General features: G+C 61.9%; 20 protein-coding genes. 11 read left to right on the top strand and 9 right to left on the bottom strand.

The annotated features are described in order from the left end of the window. Positions 1 to 284: 284 nt before the first annotated feature. From CQ12_RS35415 to CQ12_RS35405, 3 genes are all read left to right on the top strand, one after another. Positions 285 to 551 (top strand): hypothetical protein, encoded by a 267-nt coding sequence (locus CQ12_RS35415; protein ID WP_057839899.1) that lies wholly within the window; start codon positions 285 to 287, stop codon positions 549 to 551. 293 nt (positions 552 to 844) lie between these two features. After that, positions 845 to 1,846, top strand: a complete 1,002-nt coding sequence (locus tag CQ12_RS35410) for a Bug family tripartite tricarboxylate transporter substrate binding protein (RefSeq protein ID WP_057839898.1) — start codon at positions 845 to 847, stop codon at positions 1,844 to 1,846. Positions 1,847 to 1,924: 78 nt separating this feature from the next. Beyond that, a complete protein-coding gene (locus CQ12_RS35405; RefSeq protein WP_057839897.1) occupies positions 1,925 to 2,311 on the top strand; it encodes a cupin domain-containing protein in 387 nt (128 codons plus the stop codon). A gap of 4 nt (positions 2,312 to 2,315) precedes the next feature. On the opposite strand, the gene CQ12_RS35400 is transcribed toward CQ12_RS35405, so the two are convergent. Beyond that, the gene (locus tag CQ12_RS35400) at positions 2,316 to 4,385 is read right to left on the bottom strand and encodes an ATP-dependent helicase (protein ID WP_057839896.1); all 2,070 of its coding nucleotides are present in this window, start codon (positions 4,383 to 4,385) and stop codon (positions 2,316 to 2,318) included. A 418-nt stretch (positions 4,386 to 4,803) separates the two neighbouring features. Between CQ12_RS35400 and CQ12_RS35395 the strand changes: the two genes are divergently transcribed. Together CQ12_RS35395 and CQ12_RS35390 are read left to right on the top strand one after the other, a co-directional pair. Then, on the top strand, positions 4,804 to 5,097 hold the full coding sequence (locus CQ12_RS35395) for a hypothetical protein (RefSeq protein ID WP_057839895.1): 294 nt from the start codon (positions 4,804 to 4,806) through the stop codon (positions 5,095 to 5,097). A 185-nt stretch (positions 5,098 to 5,282) separates the two neighbouring features. Further along, positions 5,283 to 5,996, top strand: a complete 714-nt coding sequence (locus CQ12_RS35390; RefSeq protein WP_057839894.1) for an ROK family protein — start codon at positions 5,283 to 5,285, stop codon at positions 5,994 to 5,996. Between the two features lie 111 nt (positions 5,997 to 6,107). Here the strand turns inward: CQ12_RS35390 and CQ12_RS44515 are convergent, their stop codons facing one another. Then, positions 6,108 to 6,284, bottom strand: coding sequence for a hypothetical protein (locus tag CQ12_RS44515; protein WP_157088677.1), 177 nt, complete (start codon positions 6,282 to 6,284; stop codon positions 6,108 to 6,110). A 242-nt stretch (positions 6,285 to 6,526) separates the two neighbouring features. On the opposite strand from CQ12_RS44515, the gene CQ12_RS35380 reads away from it, so the two are divergent. Then, positions 6,527 to 7,537 carry a tripartite tricarboxylate transporter substrate binding protein gene (locus tag CQ12_RS35380; protein WP_057839892.1) on the top strand — a complete coding sequence of 337 codons (1,011 nt, stop codon included), beginning with the start codon at positions 6,527 to 6,529 and terminating at the stop codon, positions 7,535 to 7,537. 163 nt (positions 7,538 to 7,700) lie between these two features. Here CQ12_RS35380 and CQ12_RS35375 read toward each other — a convergent pair whose 3' ends face one another. Both CQ12_RS35375 and CQ12_RS35370 read right to left on the bottom strand, forming a co-directional pair. Further along, positions 7,701 to 8,516 (bottom strand): BA14K family protein, encoded by an 816-nt coding sequence (locus CQ12_RS35375; RefSeq protein WP_198164339.1) that lies wholly within the window; start codon positions 8,514 to 8,516, stop codon positions 7,701 to 7,703. A 280-nt stretch (positions 8,517 to 8,796) separates the two neighbouring features. Then, entirely contained in the window at positions 8,797 to 9,627 is an 831-nt protein-coding gene (locus tag CQ12_RS35370) for a hypothetical protein (RefSeq protein WP_157088676.1), read from the bottom strand. Positions 9,628 to 10,056: 429 nt separating this feature from the next. Between CQ12_RS35370 and CQ12_RS35365 the strand changes: the two genes are divergently transcribed. Next, complete coding sequence (locus CQ12_RS35365; protein WP_347337456.1) at positions 10,057 to 10,599, top strand: DUF2846 domain-containing protein; 543 nt, start codon at positions 10,057 to 10,059, stop codon at positions 10,597 to 10,599. Between the two features lie 204 nt (positions 10,600 to 10,803). On the opposite strand, the gene CQ12_RS35360 is transcribed toward CQ12_RS35365, so the two are convergent. After that, positions 10,804 to 11,499: a hypothetical protein gene (locus tag CQ12_RS35360; RefSeq protein ID WP_057839889.1), complete on the bottom strand. Its 696-nt coding sequence runs from the start codon at positions 11,497 to 11,499 to the stop codon at positions 10,804 to 10,806. A 348-nt stretch (positions 11,500 to 11,847) separates the two neighbouring features. Then, positions 11,848 to 12,126 (bottom strand): DUF3551 domain-containing protein, encoded by a 279-nt coding sequence (locus CQ12_RS35355; RefSeq protein WP_157088675.1) that lies wholly within the window; start codon positions 12,124 to 12,126, stop codon positions 11,848 to 11,850. A gap of 311 nt (positions 12,127 to 12,437) precedes the next feature. On the opposite strand from CQ12_RS35355, the gene CQ12_RS35350 reads away from it, so the two are divergent. Then, positions 12,438 to 13,301: an isocitrate lyase/PEP mutase family protein gene (locus tag CQ12_RS35350; protein WP_057840046.1), complete on the top strand. Its 864-nt coding sequence runs from the start codon at positions 12,438 to 12,440 to the stop codon at positions 13,299 to 13,301. After that, positions 13,298 to 13,855 (top strand): cytochrome b, encoded by a 558-nt coding sequence (locus tag CQ12_RS35345; protein WP_063799869.1) that lies wholly within the window; start codon positions 13,298 to 13,300, stop codon positions 13,853 to 13,855. The genes CQ12_RS35350 and CQ12_RS35345 overlap by 4 nt, the downstream gene beginning before the upstream one ends. 95 nt (positions 13,856 to 13,950) lie before the next feature. On the opposite strand, the gene CQ12_RS35340 is transcribed toward CQ12_RS35345, so the two are convergent. Then, on the bottom strand, positions 13,951 to 14,469 hold the full coding sequence (locus tag CQ12_RS35340; protein WP_198164338.1) for a DUF4844 domain-containing protein: 519 nt from the start codon (positions 14,467 to 14,469) through the stop codon (positions 13,951 to 13,953). A 215-nt stretch (positions 14,470 to 14,684) separates the two neighbouring features. Here CQ12_RS35340 and CQ12_RS35335 point away from each other — a divergent pair, with 215 nt between their 5' ends. Both CQ12_RS35335 and CQ12_RS35330 read left to right on the top strand, forming a co-directional pair. Then, the gene (locus tag CQ12_RS35335; RefSeq protein WP_057839886.1) at positions 14,685 to 15,074 is read left to right on the top strand and encodes a cupin domain-containing protein; all 390 of its coding nucleotides are present in this window, start codon (positions 14,685 to 14,687) and stop codon (positions 15,072 to 15,074) included. 96 nt (positions 15,075 to 15,170) lie between these two features. Then, positions 15,171 to 16,091 (top strand): DMT family transporter, encoded by a 921-nt coding sequence (locus CQ12_RS35330; RefSeq protein ID WP_057839885.1) that lies wholly within the window; start codon positions 15,171 to 15,173, stop codon positions 16,089 to 16,091. A 140-nt stretch (positions 16,092 to 16,231) separates the two neighbouring features. Here CQ12_RS35330 and CQ12_RS35325 read toward each other — a convergent pair whose 3' ends face one another. Both CQ12_RS35325 and CQ12_RS35320 read right to left on the bottom strand, forming a co-directional pair. Continuing rightward, positions 16,232 to 17,092 (bottom strand): trypsin-like peptidase domain-containing protein, encoded by an 861-nt coding sequence (locus CQ12_RS35325; RefSeq protein WP_057839884.1) that lies wholly within the window; start codon positions 17,090 to 17,092, stop codon positions 16,232 to 16,234. Between the two features lie 85 nt (positions 17,093 to 17,177). Next, the gene (locus CQ12_RS35320; RefSeq protein ID WP_057839883.1) at positions 17,178 to 20,921 is read right to left on the bottom strand and encodes a vitamin B12-dependent ribonucleotide reductase; all 3,744 of its coding nucleotides are present in this window, start codon (positions 20,919 to 20,921) and stop codon (positions 17,178 to 17,180) included. Positions 20,922 to 21,094 lie beyond the last annotated feature (173 nt).

The raw sequence follows: 21,094 nt of genomic DNA, 5'->3' as shown, positions 1-21,094 counted from the left end.
GCCGGTCCACAGCAACGGACGGCCGAATGGTTCCGCCCCCAGGACATCATTGACAACTTTTCCTCAATCGCAGGCGGGATATCGACGCATCAGCCGCACCACCGTTCGCTGGCCTGCCGATGGGTGCCAGCCCCGCAAAATTCCAGCGAACCTTCACCGCGCCTCGTACGACCAACGCGCGGTTCCGCATTCTGTTGCCGCATGCGTGCATTGCAGCAATCAACTATTGCAATGCAGCATATTGAACATTAAGTCTATATTTCAAGCTATTAAGGAGAACTGAAGTGAAGAAGATTGCCCTGGCCGCTGCCGCCGCCGTGTTCACGATGACGGCTGCTAACGCCGCTGTCGCAGCCGAGTTGCCGACCTACCAAAAGGCGGGTTTTCCGGCCTCCGTCATGCAGCTTCAGGTGTTGGGCGCCGAAAACGTTCAGGAAGCATCGCCGGACGCCAGCGTCGCTACGCCGGTTCAGGTCAGCGTGCTGACGCCGCGCAGCAAGATCACCACCGCGCAGGGCCGCCCCGCGACGGTCGGCCGTGCCATTCAGTGAGGACAGGCGCTTGAGTTGGCGCCGCGTATGAGCAAGCAGAAAGCCCGCGAAATCCTCGCGGGCTTTTTTGTCGCTCCGCTCATCCGCTACGGGAGTGCAGGCGAGGGCCGTTTTTTCGCGATAGCCAGGCTTTGCAGCTGCGCGCGCAACCCATAAGCTGACGCTAGCCGAACGCGCCCCGCCTCCCGCCAGAGATCGCCGCGTCACGCCGATCGACGACTGGAGCCAAGGAGAACAGAACAGCGAAAAGCTGCAACGCGGCGCACGGCCCTTGGGAAGAGGGGAGGAAACCGATGCCGCTGTCGATCGACCGCCGCCGCGCGCTTGCGCTCACCGGTTCTTTCATTGCCGCGCCGTGGCTCGTGCCACGGGCAGGCCGCGCCGCAGAGGCCTGGCCGGTCCGGCCCGTGAAATATGTCAACGGCTTTCCGGCCGGCGGCGCCACCGACACGCTGTCGCGCGTGCTGTGCCAGAAGCTGAGCGAACTGTCCGGGCAATCCTTCGTGGTCGAGAACAAGGCCGGCGCTGGCGGCGTGCTCGGCGCGGACGCGATCACCAAGTCGCCCCCGGACGGCTACACCGTCGGGCTTGGCGGCATCGCCTCCAACGTGCTCGCGATCGGCTCTTACGCCAAACTGCCGTATCGCCCGCGCGAGGATTTCACCTTCATATCAGGCATGTGGCAATTGCCGAACATTCTGACCGCGAAGAAGGACCTGTTCTCCGCGGACCTGAAGGAATTGCTCGCCGCGTTCAAGAAGGAGCCCGGCAAATACACCTACGCCTCCGCCGGCTTCGGCACCACGCTGCATCTCTCCGGCGAGATGATGAACAGCATGGCCGGCGTCCAGGTCCGCCACGTGCCTTACCGGGGCGCCGCGCCGGCGCTGAACGATTTGCTCGCCGGCAATATCGATCTCTTGTTCGACAATCTGCCGGGCTCGCTGCCGAGCGTGCGCGCCGGTACGATCCGCCCCGTCGCGGTTACCGCTAAGAAGCGCATCGCAGAGCTTCCCGACGTGCCCGCGATGGCCGAACTGCTGCCCGGCTACGAGATGACCTCCTGGGCCGCACTCGTTGGCCCCGCCAACATGCCGCCCGACCTTGTCGCGCAAATCAACGAGCTCACTACAAGAGCGCTGAACGACCCCTGGGTGAAACAGCGCTACGCCGATCTCGGCGCCACCACGTGGCCGACCACGACGCAGGAGGTCACGGCGTATCGTGACAGCGAGGAAGCAAGGTTGTTGCCGATCATGAAGGCGGCGGGGATCAAGCCGGAGGGTGGGGGGTAGGGCTTGCCGCAGCTCCGCATGAGCGAAGCGATATGCGGAGGCATGCCAAGATCGTCGACTATTCCGGAGTGAGAAGCCATGAACCAGCCCGTGCCTGTCAATCCGCCCGAACTTCGCTCATACGTCGTCGCCGCGTCAAGAATGCCGTGGCAGCCGACGCAGTTCGACGGCATCGAGATGAAGATCCTCTATCAAGACGACGAGGGGCGCTCGACCATCCTGTTCAAGATGGCGCCCGGCGCGGTCGTGCCGCTGCACGAGCACACCGCGCTCGAACAGACTTTCATGCTCGAAGGCTCGCTGGAAGATGCCGAGGGCCGCTGCGGCGCCGGCGACTTCGTGTGGCGGCCGGGCGGCAACATCCATGTCGCGCACGCACCCAACGGCGCGACGTTCATGGCGATATTCAACCGGCCGAACCGGTTCTTTGACGGGACGAAGTTTTTTACGGCTGCGGGGGAGTAGGCGACTAGCGCCACATGCCGCGCATGCGTTCACGAATGTCGATCTGGACGTTTTGACCTGGCGTCGCGCGTGCTGCCGGGGTCGCCGCCGGCCATGTCTGCCGATCGAACAGCTTGACCAGGTGATCCGGTATGAAGCGCGTCCGCGACGCATAGACATGACGGTCGCCGCGTGCCTGCTGACCATGGACGAAGAAGCGCTGCGGCACGATCAGATGCAGATCGTCCTTGGCGCGCGTCATCGCGACGTACAGCAGGCGTCGCTCCTCTTCGAGCTCAGCCGTCGTGCCGGCGCCCAGATCAGACGGCATGCAGCCGTCGACAACGTTCAAGGCGTATACCGATTTCCATTCCTGCCCCTTTGCAGAGTGGATCGTGGACAGGATCAGATAGTCTTCGTCTCGCAGGGGCGGGCCGGAGCGATCGCTGGTCGCGTCAGGCGGATCAAGCGTGAGTTCAGTCAGGAAGCGTTCGCGGGATGGATAGCCCGATGCGATCTGCTCGAGCTGCAGCAGGTCGGCCAGCCGCACCTCCGCATCCTCGTGGATGCGCTCCAGGTGCGGGGTGTACCAGAGCCTGATACGTTCGATGTCGGACGGCCATTCCGAATAGCGCAGATTAGTGAGCGTTTCGACAAAGGCGGTCCAATCCTGGCCGGCGCGGGGCGGGGTGGGAAGCGATGCGAGCGCGGAGATCGGATCGGCCATTACGGTGGTTTGATCGAGAATGCGCTGCGCTGACGCCGGCCCGATGCCCGGCAGCAAATGAAGCACGCGGAATCCTGCAACCCGGTCCCGGGGGTTCTCGACGAATTTGAGGAGAGCAAGCACGTCCTTTACGTGGGCGGCGTCCAAAAACTTCAAGCCGCCAAACTTGACGAAGGGAATATTGCGCCGCGTCAGCTCGACTTCCAGGGGGCCGCTGTGTGAGGACGTTCGGAACAGAACAGCCTGCTCCTTGAGCCGCGATCCCTCCTCGCGGTTTGACAGCACCTGGTCGACGATGTAGCGGGCCTGATCGGCCTCATCGCGAACGGTGACCAGACGCGGCAACCGGGCCGAACTGCGCTCGGTCCAGAGGTTTTTGGTGAACCGTTCTCTGGCAAGTCCGATCACGCCATTGGCGGCCGCCAGAATCGGCTGCGTGGAGCGATAGTTGCGGTCGAGCGTAACGATCGCTGCTCTGGGGCTGAAGTGATCGGGGAAATCCTGAATGTTTCTGACCGTGGCCGCGCGAAACGAATAGATGGATTGGGCGTCGTCCCCCACCACCGTGAGGCCGCGACCGTCCGGCTTGAGCGCCAGGAGTATCGACGCCTGAAGCCGATTGGTGTCCTGATACTCGTCGACCATGACATGATCGAACCGGCCGCCGATCTCCTGCGCGATTCCCGGCTCGGATACCATCTGCGCCCACCACAATAGCAGATCGTCATAGTCGAGGACGTTCTGCTTCTGCTTGGCCTCGACGTAGCCGGCGAATAATTGCTTGAGCTCATCAGCCCAGCCCGAACACCAGGGATAGTGCTGTCCGAGCAGCGCCTCGATCGGCATCTGCGCGTTCACGCATCGGGAATAGATTGCAAGACAGGTGCCCTTGGTGGGAAACCTGCTCTCGGTCTTTGAAAATCCGAGCTCGTGGCGCACCAGGTTGAGCAGGTCGGCCGAATCCTCGCGATCGTGAATCGTGAAGGCCGGATCGAAGCCGATGCTTTCGGCGTATTCGCGCAGCAGCCGCGCCCCGATGCCGTGAAAGGTTCCTGCCCAGGTCAGCGCTTCCGTCATGATGCCGGCACGATCGCCGAGGACGCGGCGCGCGATGCGTTCGACACGCTGCGTCATCTCGGCGGCAGCACGCCGCGAGAACGTCATCAGCAGCATGCGGCGCGGGTCGGCGCCCTTGATGATGAGGTAGGCGACACGGTGCGCAAGCGTGTTGGTCTTTCCGGATCCGGCGCCGGCAATGACGAGAAGCGGCGAACCTATGGTTCCATCCGGGGCGACGCCGTGCTCGACGGCCCTGCGCTGCTCCGCATTCAGGCTTTCCAGATATTGATCGGTATTTTCAGCGAGCACGAATCACCCCATCTCGACGCGAGATTCGACCGATTCGCGCATGGTCGCAACGACGGATGTCCGAATAAGCCAGGTTCCGAACCGACGCGGCTCGAAGGCATCGAAGGAAGATCGTCTATCGGGGGATGACGAGGGCGCCTCATCCGGCTACTTGCTCCGCGGCATCCGCGCGCAAACATCTTGTTAAGGATTGGCCAGGGCGGATTTGCAGGATTCCGATTCGTTCTTTCGAACAAAATGGAGTCGGATGAAGAACAAAGCTGTGGTGCTGTTTGTTTCTCTTTACCTCGGGAGAGCGAGCGTAGCCCGGATGAGCGCAGCGATATCCGGGGTGATGTTGGAGTAGTCTCGGATCGCTGTGTCGCTGCGCTCATCCGGGCTACTCGCTGAGTTCACTCCAACCGCGAAGGAGTATCCGATGAAATCGCTTTTGCTGCTCACGGCGAGCGGTCCGCTGCTCATTCTCACATCGCACGAGTCGTTGCGCGATCAGAGGCTTCTTGAGGTGCTCAAGCAAAAAGGGATCGGCAAGTTCGTCGCGTTTGAGGTTCCATTGTCGCTCGCCAGGGAGCGCTATGGCGGGCATTTTCAGGCGGTCGAGAGCAATCTGCACGAGACGGATGATCTGAGGGTCCTCGACTTCAACGGCCAGCGGATCTTTCAGCTCTTCCGCTTCAATGAACTCGGTTCGCCGGTACTGCAAGAACAGTGAGCGTATCCCGGACGAGCAAACGCGTTGTTAAGAATCGGCTCGCGCTGATTTGCGCTGATACGATTCGTTCCTTGCGAACAAACTGGAGTCGGATGGAGAACAAAAGCTGTGGGGCTGCCTGTCTCCCTGCTTCAGGTGAGCGTCGGCTGGCGTTATGATTATCCGACCGAGCAGGGCGCGAATCCATGGCGAAGAAAACGTCCAAGCGTACACCGCGACAAACGGTCCTGGCGATCGACATCGGCGGTTCGCGCGTAAAGGTCATGACCAGCACGGAGCGAACGCGGCGCGCATTTGCGTCTGGTCCCGACCTCTCTGCGAGAGTGATGGTCAGGAAGGTCAAGGCGCTGACCAAGGACTGGTCCTATGACGTCATCGCGATCGGTTATCCCGGGCCTGTGATCAACAACCGACCCTTGTCGGAGCCGCACAATCTCGGTCAGGGGTGGGCCGGTTTCAATTTCGAAAAGGCTTTCCGCCGCCCGACCAAGGTCGTCAACGATGCGCTGATGCAGGCGATCGGCAGCTACCAGGGCGGCCGGATGCTGTTTCTGGGGCTCGGAACGGGGCTTGGCTCCGCGATGATCGTGGATGGCATTCTGGAACCGATGGAGCTCGCGCACCTGCCGTACCGCAACGGCAAGACGTTCGAGCAATACGTCGGCGCTGCAGCCCTCAAGCGCGTTGGCCGCAAGAAATGGCAGCGCACGGTCGATGACGTCCTGAAGCGTCTGCTCGCAGCGCTTGAGCCGGATTACGTCATGCTGGGCGGCGGCAACGCCGACAAGACCGCCAAGCTGCCGCGCAAGGTCCGGCTCGGCCTCAATACCAACGCGTTCGAGGGCGGATTTCGGCTGTGGAAGAAGGGAGCGGTGAAACCGGCCGGCGTGCGGCGATAGAGAATGCCGGAACTGGCGGCGTCAGCAGCATTGCCGCGATTTAACTGGTGCATCTTGCCGGATCGGGGCAACACGCCGGCGACGCTGGGGGTACCAGGACTTTCCTTCCATTCAGACGATGCCGGATACCGAGATTACCGAGGAATGCCGCGCCCTGATCGCAAGCGTGTTCGAACCCCCGCCCGGACGGCGCTTGCCGAACGGCAACTGGCGGATCGAGATCGACGCGGCAACGTGGCAATGGCTGCAGAGATTGCGACTGCACGACGAGTCGATATCGGATTGCATCATTCGCATCGTGATCATCAGCTTGCATAGGCGCGGCTTGCAATAAAGCGGCAAGGGGCGAGTAGGGCGGGCTAGCGACCCGCCGCCTTGGTCTTGGAATGGCGGATTACGCCTTCGGCCAATCCGCCTGCGCTTGCTTTCCCTTGACATGTCAGCTTTCCGCCGCCGGAATGGGTGACAGCGCATAAGCGCACGCCGCGGTGTCTCACCCGGCGCATAAAAAACAAAGCGGGAGGTTGCGAATGTTTCGCCAAGTGGTCCGCCAAGTATTTAGCCAAGTATTTAGCCATGTCAGAACTTTCGCGCTTGCGGCGATTGCGGCCGCAAGCCTGCTCGGCGCCGGAAGCGCGCAAGCCGCCTTCCCGGAGCGGCCGATCACGCTGATCGTGCCGTGGGCCGCCGGCGGCGGCACCGACGCGGTCGCGCGCCAGATCGCCAATATGCTGGAGCGTGATCTCAAGCAGCCGGTGAACGTCGTGAACCGCACCGGCGGGTCGGGCGTGGTCGGCCACCAGGCGATCGCCACTGCTGCGCCGGATGGTTACACGTTCGGTCTCATCACGCTCGAGATCAACCTGATGCACTGGGCGGGGCTCACCGATCTCACCTTCGAGAAGTATACGCCGCTCGCGCTGGTCAACCAGGACCCCGCCGCGATCCACGTCAAGGCGGACGCGCCTTACAAGAACGTCAAGGAGCTGTTCGCGCATATCAAGGCGAACCCGAACAAGGTGGTGGCCTCAGGAACGGGGCAGGGCGGAAGCTGGCATGTCGCGCTCGCCGGTTTGATGCAGGCCGACGGCGTTTCGCCCGGCTCGATCCGCTGGGTGCCGTCCACGGGTGCGGCGACCGCGCTGACCGATCTCGCGGCCGGCGGCGTCGACTTCGTCGCGTGCTCGATGCCGGAAGCCGAGGCGCTGATCAAGGCGGGGCGCATCCGCAGCCTCGTGTTCTTCTCGCCGACGCGCGCGCCAAACTTCCCTGATGTGCCGACCACCGAGGAGGCGACGGGTCACAAGGTGCACAAGGGGGTGTGGCGCGGCTTTGCGGCGCCCAAGGGCCTGCCGAAGGAGATCGCCGCGCAGTACGAGACCGCGATCAAGAAGGCCTGGGACAGCGCGGAGTTCAAGGAGTTCATGAACCGGCGCGGCTTCGACATGATCTATCTGGACTCGGCGAAGTTCGGCGAGTTCATGAAGGTTGATAACGAGGACAACGGCAAGGCGCTGAAGTCGCTCGGGCTGGCGAAGTAAGACGGGCCCAGACACAAAATCGCGAAAACAACCCCATGCAAAGTAGCGCGTAGGGCGGGTTAGCGAAGCGTAACCCGCCGAATGATTGCTTGGAATGGCGGATTACGCCTTCGGCTAATCCGCCCTACGCTGCTCATCGCGCGCTAGCTGCGCCCGCGTTCGCCTATCGGCAGGTATGCGTCTTGCCGTCGTAGCCGCGGTAAGTGCCGGACGTCGCATTGTAGGTGCGGAAGCGGGTGCAGAGCATGACCAGGGTCCGCTCGCGCGGCTTGTGGGTTGCCCTGGCCGGTTGCCCCTGTTTACCAGGCGATGTCCCTTCGCTGCGGACAGCGAGTTTTGATGGCCCGGCGACAGGCGTCTGCTTCAAGGCGGGCTTCGTTCGCGCAAGCGCCGGTTTCTTCTGCTCGACAATCGCAGGCTTCGCGGCCGGGACGGTCGGCTTCGGCTCGATGGTGCCGGTCTTGTCGTCCACGGCAGCCGACTTCTCCTGGACGGCGGCGGGCTTGTCCTGCGCGACCGCTGGCTTCTCCTCCGCAGGCGCCGGCTTCTGCTCGACGATGGCAGGCTTGTCGTCCACGGCAGCGGCCTTCTCCTCGACGGCTGCGGGCTTGTCCTGCGCGATGGCCGGCTTCTCCTCCGCAGGCGCCGGCTTCTGCTCGACGACGGCAGGCTTGTCGTCCACGGCAGCTGCCTTCTCCTCGACCGCCGCGGGCTTGTCCTGCGCGATGGCTGGCTTCTCTTCCGCAGGCGCCGGCTTCTGCTCCGCGATGGCGGGCTTGTCGTCCGCGGCAGGCGGTTTCTCTTCGGAAGCCGCCGCCGGCTTTTCCTCTGCGGGCGGTGAGGCCTGCGCGGCGTTCGAGCCCGGATTGTCCGTGACCGAAGTCTGCGCGAGCGCCGGAGCGCTTAATCCCATAAACAAGACGCAGCAAAGCACGCCGGCGCACTCGGCGACGGCCGTCGAAAGAGCTGACAAACGCATGGATTGATACTCGGCTAATTGTCCCCGTGAAAGTTCCACACCCATTTGCGGCAAGTCTGTGATCAATGCGGCGCTTTCGCTGATGACGACGCGCTAAAGATCGAGTGTGTGCCGGCTGCCACACCTGCCGTGCCTTGAGGGTCTGCGTCAAGACAGCGAGGGCATCTTAAGGGTGCAGCCGTGAAAAGAGATTTTCTAGATCCACAACCAGAGCGAGCGCAGCTCAGATGAGCGAGTAGGGCGCCCTCGCTTGCTCGCTGAACTACGGCGGACAGGTCGACTAATCCACCCGACGCGCAGCGTGAGCGTCATGCGAAAAGCGTCGGGTCAATCCCCAGACCACGGCGGCCGTGGCTGCCGTCGCGATCAGGTGTTTCAACGTGTGTCCGGTGACGAAGCCGAAAGCGGTCGCGATCTCGTGGTCGAGCACCTCGGCGGCCTTGGCCAGGATGTACAGCGCCATTGCGGCGGCGAAAGCGATGCGATCGGTGCGCGGGGCGCGATAGATCGCTTGCCATAGCGGGATGAGGATGAGCGGCAGTCCCTGCAACAGCAGATACGGCCGCAGGTCACCCGCGCCGTTCCTCTCGGTGACGGCCCACCATGCGACGCTGGCGACGGCGTAAAGGGCGAGCACGATCACCTCGATTTCGGTCTTCGATCCGCCCTTGATATCTCCGCGGACGCCGGCGAGCAGGCCGGCGCAAACCAGCGCGATCGGCAGCCTGTCCCAGATCAGCCTGATATTGTCGGGGGCGAGATGATAGAACGCGGACCCGAAAGCGGTCAGGAACAGTCCGATCAGGAACAGCCTGTAGCCGGGCCATCCGGCGCGCAACTGCTCGCTGGCGCGTCGCGGCCGCAAGGTCAGCCAGCCCCAGATCGCGACCAGCGCGAACCCCGCGTTGGAAAGCACATCGGCTGCGTGGGGAATGCCGAAGGCTGCCGAGTGGTCGGCGAAGTCGTGGTAATGCGCCGGCTGCGCAATGCGTCCGTGCGCCGCCAGGATCACGATCGCGCCGACGGTGATGATCGTCGGAGCGTGCTTGATCCATGGGGCCACGGGGTGGCCCGGGCGGATCGAGGCGTCCATGGCGGGGGCGGGGGGCATGGTCGGATTCTCCAGTCCTTGAGCATTGCTCAAATATTAGTAATCCGAAAATGAACAATGTTCAATAGGAATTTTCGATGGGCGTTTTGGCTATCCGGGGATGGCCGGCCTTGTCGTCGCTACGGCCGGGGCGACCTCTTCGCGTGCACGATGGGGAATTGCGGTGACAGCGAGTAGGGCGGGTTAGCGAAGCGTAACCCGCCGACTTCGCCACTCTGAATGGCGGATTACGCCTTCGGCTAATCCGCCCTACGCTTGCTAACGACGCGCTTCCTTGCACACGCGTCCATCGGCTTGATCATTGCCTTGGCCCATGGCGGACCATCGTCAGAATTTTGAGGCACTCCTTCATCAACGTCGAGAGCGATTTGCTCGCGCGCAGTCGCTGATATCGCGCGGAACGAAAAACGTTGCACAATCGAAGGGTGTATGCCTAATGGAGTGCGTGGGGCGAGGAAACAAACACGGCAGTTACCTGCCGTTTGTTGTTTGCCGTCGATTTGGGAATTGGGCACTTTCAATATCGAGACGGGGCATATGGGGTCGAAGGTCGGGGCGCTGCCCCTTGTGGTTGCCGGATTTTTGCTGGCCAGTTGTGCGAGTCCACGCGGCATCGATGAAGCGCCGGTTCAAATCCCGGCATTGAAGGCGGGTTTGGGCCGTGTCTACTTCACCCGGCCGTCCGAATTGACTGGGGCGGCTATTCAGCCCGAGATTCGGATGAACAACCAGGTCGTCGGCAGATCTGTGCCCGGCGGGTTCTCTTATGTCGACCGCCCCCCGGGGAGATACGCCGTGACAACGGCAACCGAGGTCGAAAACGCGGTTACGTTCCAGTTGGCCGCGGGCGAGACGAAGTACATCAAGACGAGAGTGACGCCCGGCATACTCGTCGGCCATGTCACGCCGACGCTCGAATTCCCCGAGCAGGGACAATCCGACGTCAGCCGCCTCAGATACGTCGGCCCCTGATTCCGATCCCTCCCGCGGGACTGGAACGGATGACGGTCGGGGCGGGTGCATCGATGGCAGCGCGTAGCCCGCATGAGCGAAGCGACATGCGGGGCGGCAGCAATAGTCGGCAGAACAGCCCCGCAGATCGCGGTGCTCATGCGGGCTACTTGCTTGCTCGTGCATCATGGCTTGGTGTTTCCCCCAAAGCCCACCGGCACGGCTCTATCGCTTCGATCTCCGTTGGTAGACCCCTGAGAACGACACGTTCGCGCCGCCGCAATGGAGGTTGTCGCCGACGACCAGGTACTTGCCGACGAGCTGCATCGTGACCTGGCAGTCGAGTTCGTCCGTCCCGTCGCCGAACTTCATTTTATCGGAAGAAGGTTTTGCGTCGTAATCGAGTTCGCCGGTATGGGTGCGGCTGCCCGAACCCCATGTGGCCTCGCCCTTGATGGCGAGCCCGCCTGCCTCTTTCGATTTCGAGATGCGAATGAGATTGTCGTAGGCGCGCCATTCGCCGAGCCAATCCCGCATCTCCGGTGGTCGTATGTCGTCCTGCCACGCAAGCCGGTCGGTCTCGATCCAGCCGACCGTCTCGGTGCCCTTGCGAGGTTGAAACCAGCTGCATGCGAACTTGCCCAGCGTCCGCGAAACAATGACTTCATCGTTGGGTATGACATAGGTTTTCAGACGACAGGCCGCATCGTCCGGGCAGCGCTCGTTGTCATCGCCGTGGAAATAGATCCTGTCGCCGGCCGCGCCCTTGATCTTCGCCAGCCTGTAGTTCGTGCTCTCGCGTGGAAAATATCCGTTCCGGCATGCGTTGTCGGGGTTGCCCTTGAGCTGGGCGGATGCGGGCGAGGCCTGGAGAAGGCTCCATGCGAGAAGTGCGAGCGAAGCCAGGATGAGGCGTCTCATTGGGTTTCCACCTTCGGATTATTTTCAGCGTGATTATAGCTGCGTGTTTACGCGGCAGTTTGATTCGATTTGGTCCGCTAGGCAGTAGGGCGGGTTAGCGAAGCGTAACCCGCCGACTTGGTCACTTGGAATGGCGGATTACGCCTTCGGCTAATCCGCCCTACGCTAGCTGCGCTCATCCGGGGCTACTCGCTCATAAATCTCGCCGTAGTCAGTGGGCGCGGATGTCTGCTGCGTCCCTAAGAGCGGAACCGAAGTAAATCTCGCACCAGGGCCGGGGGCCCTGGCTTCAGGGTGGAGATTGCTTGCCCGGACGGCACGATTGAAAGCGAACACTTCGCCTCTGATTCACCGCAGGGAGCGATCGTGGCCGGCGTCCCAAGGGCGTTGGTGCTCGTCATCACGAATGGTCTTGCCGTAGCATTCGGCTGCGAGTCCCGATGCAGTAGCCTGACACTGCGCATAGCTTGTAAAACTGCAGTCGGTGCCACCATAGTCATAAGACAAGCAATAATGGTCCAACGGCACAATCGGTCCGGCCTGCGCCGTGGAAGCCGTCATCGGGAAGAAGGCAAGTGCGGAGAAAGCGATTGTCGAGGCAATCGCAACTTTCTGAATTGTTCTCATGATCGTAGTCCATCTCAGGCCCTGTCCAATTCTGAGATGGGGCCCGATGCTGATGAAATCGATTATAAAAAAATTCATTCTGCTTGCTGGCCTCGTCGGTGCAGATGCGTTGGCGTGCCATCAGCCATACGTGATCGGCCGAACCCGCGAATGAATTTGTATTTAATTGGGATGAGGCTCTCCCACGCCTACATGTTGGGGAGCGCCGAATTGGCTCCAGCACGAAGCCCGACCGGACAAAGGGACGGTGAAGCATCAACTTGCTCACGATTTGCCGCGCAGGGGGGCTCAAAATGAGTCAGGAGATGACGATGATTTCCCGTACCCTGAGAACATTGATCGAGGAAAAGCCGTTTGTGACCTGTCCCGGGGTCTTCGACTTGGTCTCCGCCAAGCTCGCCGATCGCACCAGAGCCGACGCGCTTTACATGACAGGCTATGGAGCCGTGGCGTCCTATCTCGGACTGCCCGATGCCGGCCTGGCGACTTACTCACAGATGCTCGATCGCGTGCAGGCTATCGCCCAAACCGTGCACAAGCCGCTGATCGCCGATGGCGATACCGGTTACGGCGGCCTGCTGAACGTTCATCATACGGTTCGCGGCTACGAGAAGGCGGGGGCCGCAGCGATCCAGCTCGAAGATCAGCAAAGCCCCAAGAAATGCGGTCACACGCCGAACCGGCACGTGATCCCCGTCAAGGAAATGATCAACAAGCTGATGGTTGCAAACGATGCACGCTCGTCAAGAGACTTTCTGATCATCGCGCGCACCGATGCCCGCACGCCGCTCGGGCTCGACGAAGCGATCCGTCGTGGCGAAGCGTATGCCAAAGCCGGCGCCGATATTATTTTCATCGAGAGTCCGGAATCGGAAGCAGAGATGCGAAAGATCGGATCAGCCCTGGACGTGCCGCTGGTCTCAAACCAGCTTCACGGGGGCCGAACCCCCATCCTCAGCCAGGATAAACTTAGGGAAATCGGTTACCGGATGGCGATTTATCCGACGGCAGGCCTGCTCGCCGCCGCTTATGCGCTGAACAATGTCTACGGTTCGCTGGTTGATGACAAGCCGGTGCAGGCGCCGCTCTATGACTTCAACGAGTTCAGCTCGCTGATTGGCTTTCAGGAGGTGTGGGATTTCGAGAAGAAGTACGCCTCACTGGAAGCGGGTTGAGCAGCGACGTGTCCGATCGCTCTGAAAATACAGTGGAAGTCTATGATAGCACGACGATCACGCTGCACTGGGTGATCGCAATTCTCGTTACAATCCGGTTTCTGATCGGCAGGACGACCAATTTTCTGCCACGTGGCTCGCTTCGGGTCGACATCTGGTCCGTGCATGTCGTGTTCGGATTTGCGTTCGCCAGCGCGGTGGTCTTGGAGATGCTGTGGCGCGCCACACGCAGCCGTAGATTGGCTCCGCTTGACCGCGGCCTCATTCACTTGACTGCCGTGGCGATGCACCGGCTGCTCGATCTGCTGCTGCTGATCATGGTTGCACTGGGCATCACCGACGTGTTTGCGCATGGTTTTCCGCTGTTCAACCTCTGGCACTTTCCGAAGTTCGGCGGTGACGAATTCTTGCGCAGCGTCAATGCATTGCACGGATTTCTCGCAAACATCATTGTCGCCGTGGCGCTGCTTCATTCTGTAGCCGCGCTTTTTCATCACCATGTGATCAAGGACGGGGTTTTGCGCAGGATGTGGCCCACCATCACTGGGCGGTGAGAGACGCGTGCGAATGGCAAACCAACACCGGACGCGAGCCCGGTGAAGGCGATATAGCGTGTGTTGAAGGCAGAGCCTGTCGAACAACAGGCTCGCTATGGGTTGATGGGGCGTGGCTGATCGGGAGCGGTCCATCCCGGTGGAAGCGGTTCGCTGTATCCCGCGGGCTTCCGGTATGCGGCGCCGTACGCAAATTGTCCGGTCGCGAGTTTGAACCCGAGGATGTACCAGATCTCCAGCAGATAGTCCGCAGTCCGGTTGCGATCTTCCGTAGCGAGCCAAAATACCTGCCTCATCGCTTTTCCAATGAGGCTGGAAACTGTTCTGGCCTGAACCGGACCGTCGGGCTGTGCGAGTACAGCATCGATTACCCCGTTTACGGCGCTTGTCGCACGCGCCTTGTCTTCGGGTGTCTCGGCGCCCGTGTAGCCGAGAGGCGAAAAATCATGAGCCTGGAATTTGGCTTCCTTCCTCAGCCGCTCCAGCGTGGCGCGCTTTTCAAGCGTGAGTTGGACCGTTTCGTTGGAAGGTTCAGGAAAGAGCTGGCAGTACTTCCAATAAATAAATCCCGCGAACCCGAAGGCGCCGAGCGCCAGGACGCAGATAAGGATCAATATGTACCGCATGCACACAAAGTAGGGGATTTAGCCAAGCTTTTCCAATGGCGACGATGAGGGAGTTCAACCATCCCGTCTACTGGCACTCGGCGCTGTCGCCTTCGGCAATCCCGCCTACGCTTGCTGGCGGCGCGTTCTCGCCCAATCCCTTATGTGGTAAGACAGGTCCCGTCAGCGAACTGGAATGCGCCACCATTTCCGGAGCAAGAGCCATGAACCAGCCCGTGCCCGTCAACCCGCCCGAACTTCGCTCGCACATCGTCGCCGCGTCAAAGATGCCCTGGCAGCCGACGCAGTTCGAAGGCATCGAGATGAAGATCCTCTATCAAGATGACGAGGGACGCTCCACCATCCTGTTCCAGATGGCGCCCGGCGCGGTCGTTCCGCTGCACGAGCACACCGCACTCGAACAGACTTTCATGCTCGAAGGCTCGCTGGAAGACGCCGAAGGCGCGTGCCGTGCCGGCGATTTCGTGTGGCGTCCGGGCGGCAACATCCACGTCGCGCACGCGCCGAAGGGGGCGACGTTCCTGGCGATATTCAACCGGCCGAACCGGTTTTTCGACGGGACGAGGTTTTTCACGGCGGCGGGCGAGTCCTGAGGCGGCGTCAGGAAGCAGGCGGCTTGCGGCGGCGCGCCCGTCAGCCCTGCATGGGCGTGGGTTGAACAGGGGGGCGGGCCAAGTTAAGCGTCCGCCATGAACCAGCCGATCGGCGGCGGCGATGCTCCAGCCCAGAAACCTGACACGAAACCGGCCCTGCTTGGGGTCGCGTGCGGCGCTGGAGCGGCGCTGTGCTGGGCGCTCGGTTTTGTCGCGACCCGGCACGGGCTGAAGGCAGGCTTCACGCCGCCGGACTTGCTGATGCATCGCTTCGTGTGGTCGGGGTTGGTGTTCCTTCCGCTCGTGCTGCGCGCCGGCATCGGCAATCTCGGCGGCATTGGCTGGGGCCGCGGACTGGTGCTGATGGTGCTGGGTGGTCCCGTGATGTCGCTCATCAGCTATACCGGCTTCCTGTTTGTGCCGCTGGGCCATGGCAGCGTCATCCAGCCTTCCAGCGCGACGCTCGGCGGCCTGCTGCTGGCTGCGTTCTTCTTGCGCGAGCGAGTTCCTCCCTCGCGCGTGCTGGGGGCGGTCGTCATCGTGGGCGGGCTTGCGGTGATCGGCGCCGAGTCGATCGGCCATATCGGCGCCGACGGTGTGATGGGCGACTTGCTGTTCGTGATGACCGGATCGATGTTCGCCGTGTTCGGCACGCTGCTGCGCCATTGGCGCGTCTCCGCGTTCTCGGCCGCCACCGTCATCAGCGTGCTGTCGCTCGCGCTGCTGCCGCTCTATGCGGCCTACGGCGGCCTCAATCGCGTGGCGGCGCTCGGCCTTGGCGAAAACGCGCTGCAGGCGCTGGCACAGGGCATCCTGGCCGGTCCAGCCGCGCTGTATCTGTTCGCATTCTCGATCCAGACCATCGGCGTCGCCCGCGCCGCGGTGATCCCCGCGACCGTGCCGGCACTGACGATACTCGCCGGCTGGCTCCTGCTAGGCGAGCCCCCGACCGCGCTGCAGGCGGCGGGACTGGTCACGGTGCTGGTTGGATTTTATCTGGGGCAAAGGCAGCGGTGAGGGGTGTGATAGGGATTAGATGACAGTGCACTAAACTGCACTTCGCCTACGACAGATTAGTGCACTGTCACCGCAATTACCGCATGCGCGAAGGGATATGTCCCGGATCGCGGCATTCATAGAAGCTACCTGCTTCGATCTCAATCGATGCTTGATTTCTCTCTGGTGAGCGCCAAGGAGATCGACGGATTATTCCCTTCGCTTATCTGTCTTGCTCCGTGCTCAGCATCCTTTATCGCTTCGGCAATGCAGGTCGATTTAAAGCAGTACGATATTCCCGCATGACTAGAGTCCATGTCGTCTCGTCCGCGGAGATGGCCGGCGTTAACGCCAAGCAAACAAAAATCTCGAAAATACCCGCCTGAAAGGCCGGCGCCGGTCCGCATCCCCTTCGCAAGCGCAAATACGGGACTACCGGATGACCCTGCAGAGGAAAACGCTTCATAAGCGATGCGCCGCGCAGGTCTCATTCCAAGATCACAATAATCGCTCTCGGGGTCGCTCGCGATCGTGCCCATTCTCATAATGGGTCGATTCCCATTTCGATCGTAAAACTCGGGATAGCCAGGAAGTGCGACCAGATCGCAAACGTCGATCTTTGCTAGCATATCGGCATCAGCGAGCAGATCATAATCGAGCTGGGTGACTACCATGCTCCCTTCCGCTTTAAAGCGAACGTTTGTGACCTGGATCGCGGCGACGTCTTCGTCGTCATTGTCTGGAAAGCCAATTGCAAGTTCTGGACTGGCCAGTTCCGCAGTTAAATACTGACCATTGAAATATCCGGATAATTTGAGCCCGCTAGGCTTGTACCCGGCGTACTTCGGATCCTTCATCGGCGCATCGAGATTGTGACGATTGGTTACAAGGAACAGATCTGAGTTCTTTTTTACATAGAACGCGGTGCCTTGAATGAGCTTGGTACTGCCTGTTGCAGTCGAATGCGCAACCTCCAGCCGATAGGCGCAATAGAGAACCGATTTCTTAGGAGAATGAAACATCGAAGTTCACCCCAAGAGAATGCCCGGTCTAACCGGGCATTCTCATCTCAGCTCAGCGTTATTGATCGCAGGCGCGTGTGCCCCTTCACGAACACCCCGTCGTAGACCCACACGTATCGCACTTCATGCAGGTCCCATTCCGCACCAGCGTGAAGTTGCCGCACTCCGAGCACATCTCGCCTTCGTAGCCCTTGGCTTTCGCTTCAGCCCTACGTTCGGCCTTGCTCGGCGCCACGGCCACCGCCGCGCTGCCGGCCTTGCTCCATTGCAAGGCTTCCAGCCGTTCCGTCGGCGACAGGTCGTGGCTGGTTTCCTGCTTCAGCGCCACCGCGCCTTCGTGGGCGTCGGAGACGCGGGCGCTGGCGCCGTGGCCGGCGATGGCGGTGACGTTGTGGGAGCTGCGGGCGTCCACATCGCCGCCGCGCATGACAACCAGATTATCCGTGCGCGAGCGGGTCAGGCCCTTGGACAGATATTTGGTGGCCTGGTGGCCGTCACCCGGCTCCTTGCCTTCCTCGACGCCCTTGCCGAGCGCGTCGAAATTCGACTCGGTCGGATCGACATGGGCGAGGTCGAAGCGCGACATGTAGCTGACCGCGAGTTCGCGGAACACATAGTCGAGGATCGAGGTCGCGTACTTGATGCTGTCGTTGCCCTGCACGGGGCCCGCCGGCTCGAAGCGGGTGAAGGTGAAGGCGTCGACATATTCCTCCAGCGGCACGCCGTATTGCAGGCCGAGCGAGACGGCGATCGCGAAGTTGTTGATGAAGGAGCGGAGCGCCGCGCCTTCCTTGTGCATGTCGATGAAGATCTCGCCGAGACGGCCGTCGTCATATTCGCCGGTTCGCAAGTAAACCTTGTGGCCGCCGACAACGGCCTTCTGGGTGTAACCCTTGCGGCGGTCCGGCATCTTCTCGCGCTCGCGCATCACGACGATACGCTCGACCAGCTTCTCGACGATCTTTTCCGAGACCTGCGCGGCACGCGCCGCCATCGGCTTCTCGTAGAGCGCCTCCACCGCATCGTCCTCGTCGTCATCGTCAGAGATGAGCTGCGAGTTGAGCGGCTGGGAAAGCTTCGAGCCGTCGCGGTAGAGCGCGTTGGCCTTCAGCGCGAGCTTCCAGGAGAGCAGGTAGGCCGACTTGCAGTCCTCGACGGTGGCGTCGTTCGGCATGTTGATGGTCTTGGAGATCGCACCCGAGATGAACGGCTGGGAGGCCGCCATCATGCGGATGTGGCTCTCGACCGAGAGGTAACGCTTGCCGATCTTGCCGCAGGGATTGGCGCAGTCGAACACCGGATAGTGCTCGGCCTTCAGGTGCGGGGCGCCTTCCACGGTCATCGCGCCGCAGATGTGCACGTTGGCGGCCTCGATCTCGCGCTTGGTGAAGCCGAGCGCGGCGAGCAGGTCGAAGCCGGGGGCTGCGATCGCTTCGGGCGCGAGGTTCAGCGTGTCGCGCAGGAAGTCTTCGCCGAAGGTCCACTTGTTGAAGGCGAACTTGATGTCGAACGCGGTCGGCAGCGCCTTTTCCACCTTGGCCAGCGCTTCGTCGGTGAAGCCTTTTGCCTTCAGCGTTGACGCGTTGATGCCGGGGGCGTTGGAGAGCGAGCCGTGGCCGACGGCGTAGGCTTCGATTTCCGCGATGTCGCTTTCGCGGTAGCCGAGCGCGCGCAGCGCCTCGGGCACGGCCTGGTTGATGATCTTCCAGTAGCCGCCGCCGGCGAGCTTCTTGAACTTCACCAGCGCGAAGTCAGGCTCGATGCCGGTCGTGTCGCAATCCATCACGAGGCCGATGGTGCCGGTCGGCGCTACCACGGTCGTCTGCGCGTTGCGGAAGCCGCTGGTCTCGCCGAGGGTGAGGGCATCGTCCCACGCTTTCGTCGCATGCGTGATGATATCTCCTTGCGGGCACGAGGCGTGGTCGAGCGGCACCGGGTTGACGGCGAGCGCCTCATAACCCGACGCGTTGCCATGGGCGGCGCGGCGGTGGTTGCGGATCACGCGCAGCATGTGCTGGGCGTTCTTCTTGTAGCCGGGGAAGGTGCCGAGCTCGGCCGCCATCTCGGCCGAGGTCTTGTAGGCGATGCCGGTCATGACGGCGGTCAGCGCGCCGCAGAGCGAACGGCCTTCCTTGCTGTCATAGGGCAGGCCCATGGTCATCAGCAGGCCGCCGATGTTGGCGAAGCCGAGGCCCAGCGTGCGGAACTCGTAGGAGAGTTCGGCGATCGCCTTCGACGGGAATTGCGCCATCATCACGGAGATTTCGAGCACGATGGTCCAGAGCCGGCACAGGTGCTCATAGGCCTCGACGTCGAAGCGCTTTGTGGTGGTGTTGTAGAAGGTGATCAGGTTGGCAGACGCCAGGTTGCACGCCGTGTCGTCCAGGAACATGTATTCCGAGCACGGGTTCGACGCGCGGATCTCGCCTGACGCCTTGCAGGTGTGCCAGTCGTTCATGGTGGTGTTGAAGTGCAGGCCGGGATCGGCCGAGGCCCAGGCGGCGTGGCCGATCTTTTCCCAGAGCTCGCGGGCCTTCAGCGTCTTGGTGATCTTCTTGTTGGTGCGGCCGATCAGGTTCCAGTCGCCATCGGTTTCGACAGCGCGGAGGAAATCGTCCTTCAGCGAGACCGAGTTGTTGGAGTTCTGGCCGGAGACGGTGAGATAGGCTTCCGAATCCCAGTCGGTGTCGTAGATCGGGAAGTCGATGTCCTTGTAGCCCTGCTTCGCAAACTGGATCACCCGCTTGATGTAGTTGTCGGGCACCAGCGCGCGGCGCGCGAGCTTGATCTCGCGGCGCAGGGCAGGGTTCTTCTCCGGGTCAAAACAGTCGTCGCCACTGCCTTCGCAGTTGACGCAGGCCTTCAGCACCGCCTTCAGGTGCTTCTGGTTGATCTTGGAGCCGGTGACGAGGGCGGCAACCTTCTGTTCCTCCTTCACTTTCCAGTCGATATAGGTCTCGATATCGGGGTGATCGGCGTCGACCACGACCATCTTGGCCGCGCGGCGCGTGGTGCCGCCGCTCTTGATGGCGCCGGCGGCGCGGTCGCCGATCTTGAGGAAGCTCATCAGGCCGGACGAGCGGCCACCACCGGACAGTCGCTCGCCTTCGCCGCGCAAACGCGAGAAGTTGGAGCCGGTGCCGGAGCCGTATTTGAACAGGCGCGCCTCACGCACCCAGAGATCCATGATGCCGCCCTCGTTGACGAGGTCGTCACCCACGCCCTGGATGAAGCAGGCGTGCGGCTGCGGATGCTCGTAAGCCGATTTCGACTTGGTCAGCTTGCCCGTGAACGGATCGACGTAATGGTGGCCCTGGCCGGGGCCATCGATGCCGTAGGCCCAGTGCAGCCCGGTGTTGAACCATTGCGGCGAGTTCGGCGCGACCATCTGTTTGGCGAGCTGGTAGCGCAGCTCGTCGTAGAACGCTTGCGCGTCTTCATCGCTGGAGAAATAGCCGCCCTTCCAGCCCCAATAGGTCCAGCAGCCGGCGAGGCGATCGAACACCTGTTTTGCGCTGATTTCGCCGACATAGCGCTCGCTTTCGGGGAGCTGGGCGAGGGCCTCGGTATCCGGCACCGAGCGCCACAGGAACGACGGCACGCTCTCTTCCTCGACCTTCTTCAGGCACGCGGCGACGCCGGCCTTGCGGAAGTATTTCTGGGCCAGCACGTCGGAGGCGACCTGCGACCAGAACTGGGGCACCTCGACATTTTCGAGCCGGAACACGATCGAACCGTCGGGGTTGCGGATCTCCGATGTCGTCAGCCTGAAATCAATCCCTGCATAGGGTGACTGGCCGGAAGTGGTGTTGCGCCGCTCGATTCGCATTTTAGTGCCCCGTCTTCTTGCCCGGTCCGCTTTGCTAGCGGTTGCCGGATGTTTCAATGAGCGAACCTTCGACACCAGGGTTGAAACCAACCCTGGGCCTTGAGACTCGCTAGCTCTACCGGTGGACCCGGCCCTGTTTCTGCTTTCGCCACCCCAAGGGCTCGTCCCGCCTT

It is taken from the genome of Bradyrhizobium jicamae, from assembly GCF_001440395.1.
Classification (GTDB): Bacteria; Pseudomonadota; Alphaproteobacteria; order Rhizobiales; family Xanthobacteraceae; genus Bradyrhizobium; species Bradyrhizobium jicamae.
Note: the sequence above shows the minus strand (reverse complement) of the source record. Positions and strands in the feature narration are given on the sequence as shown.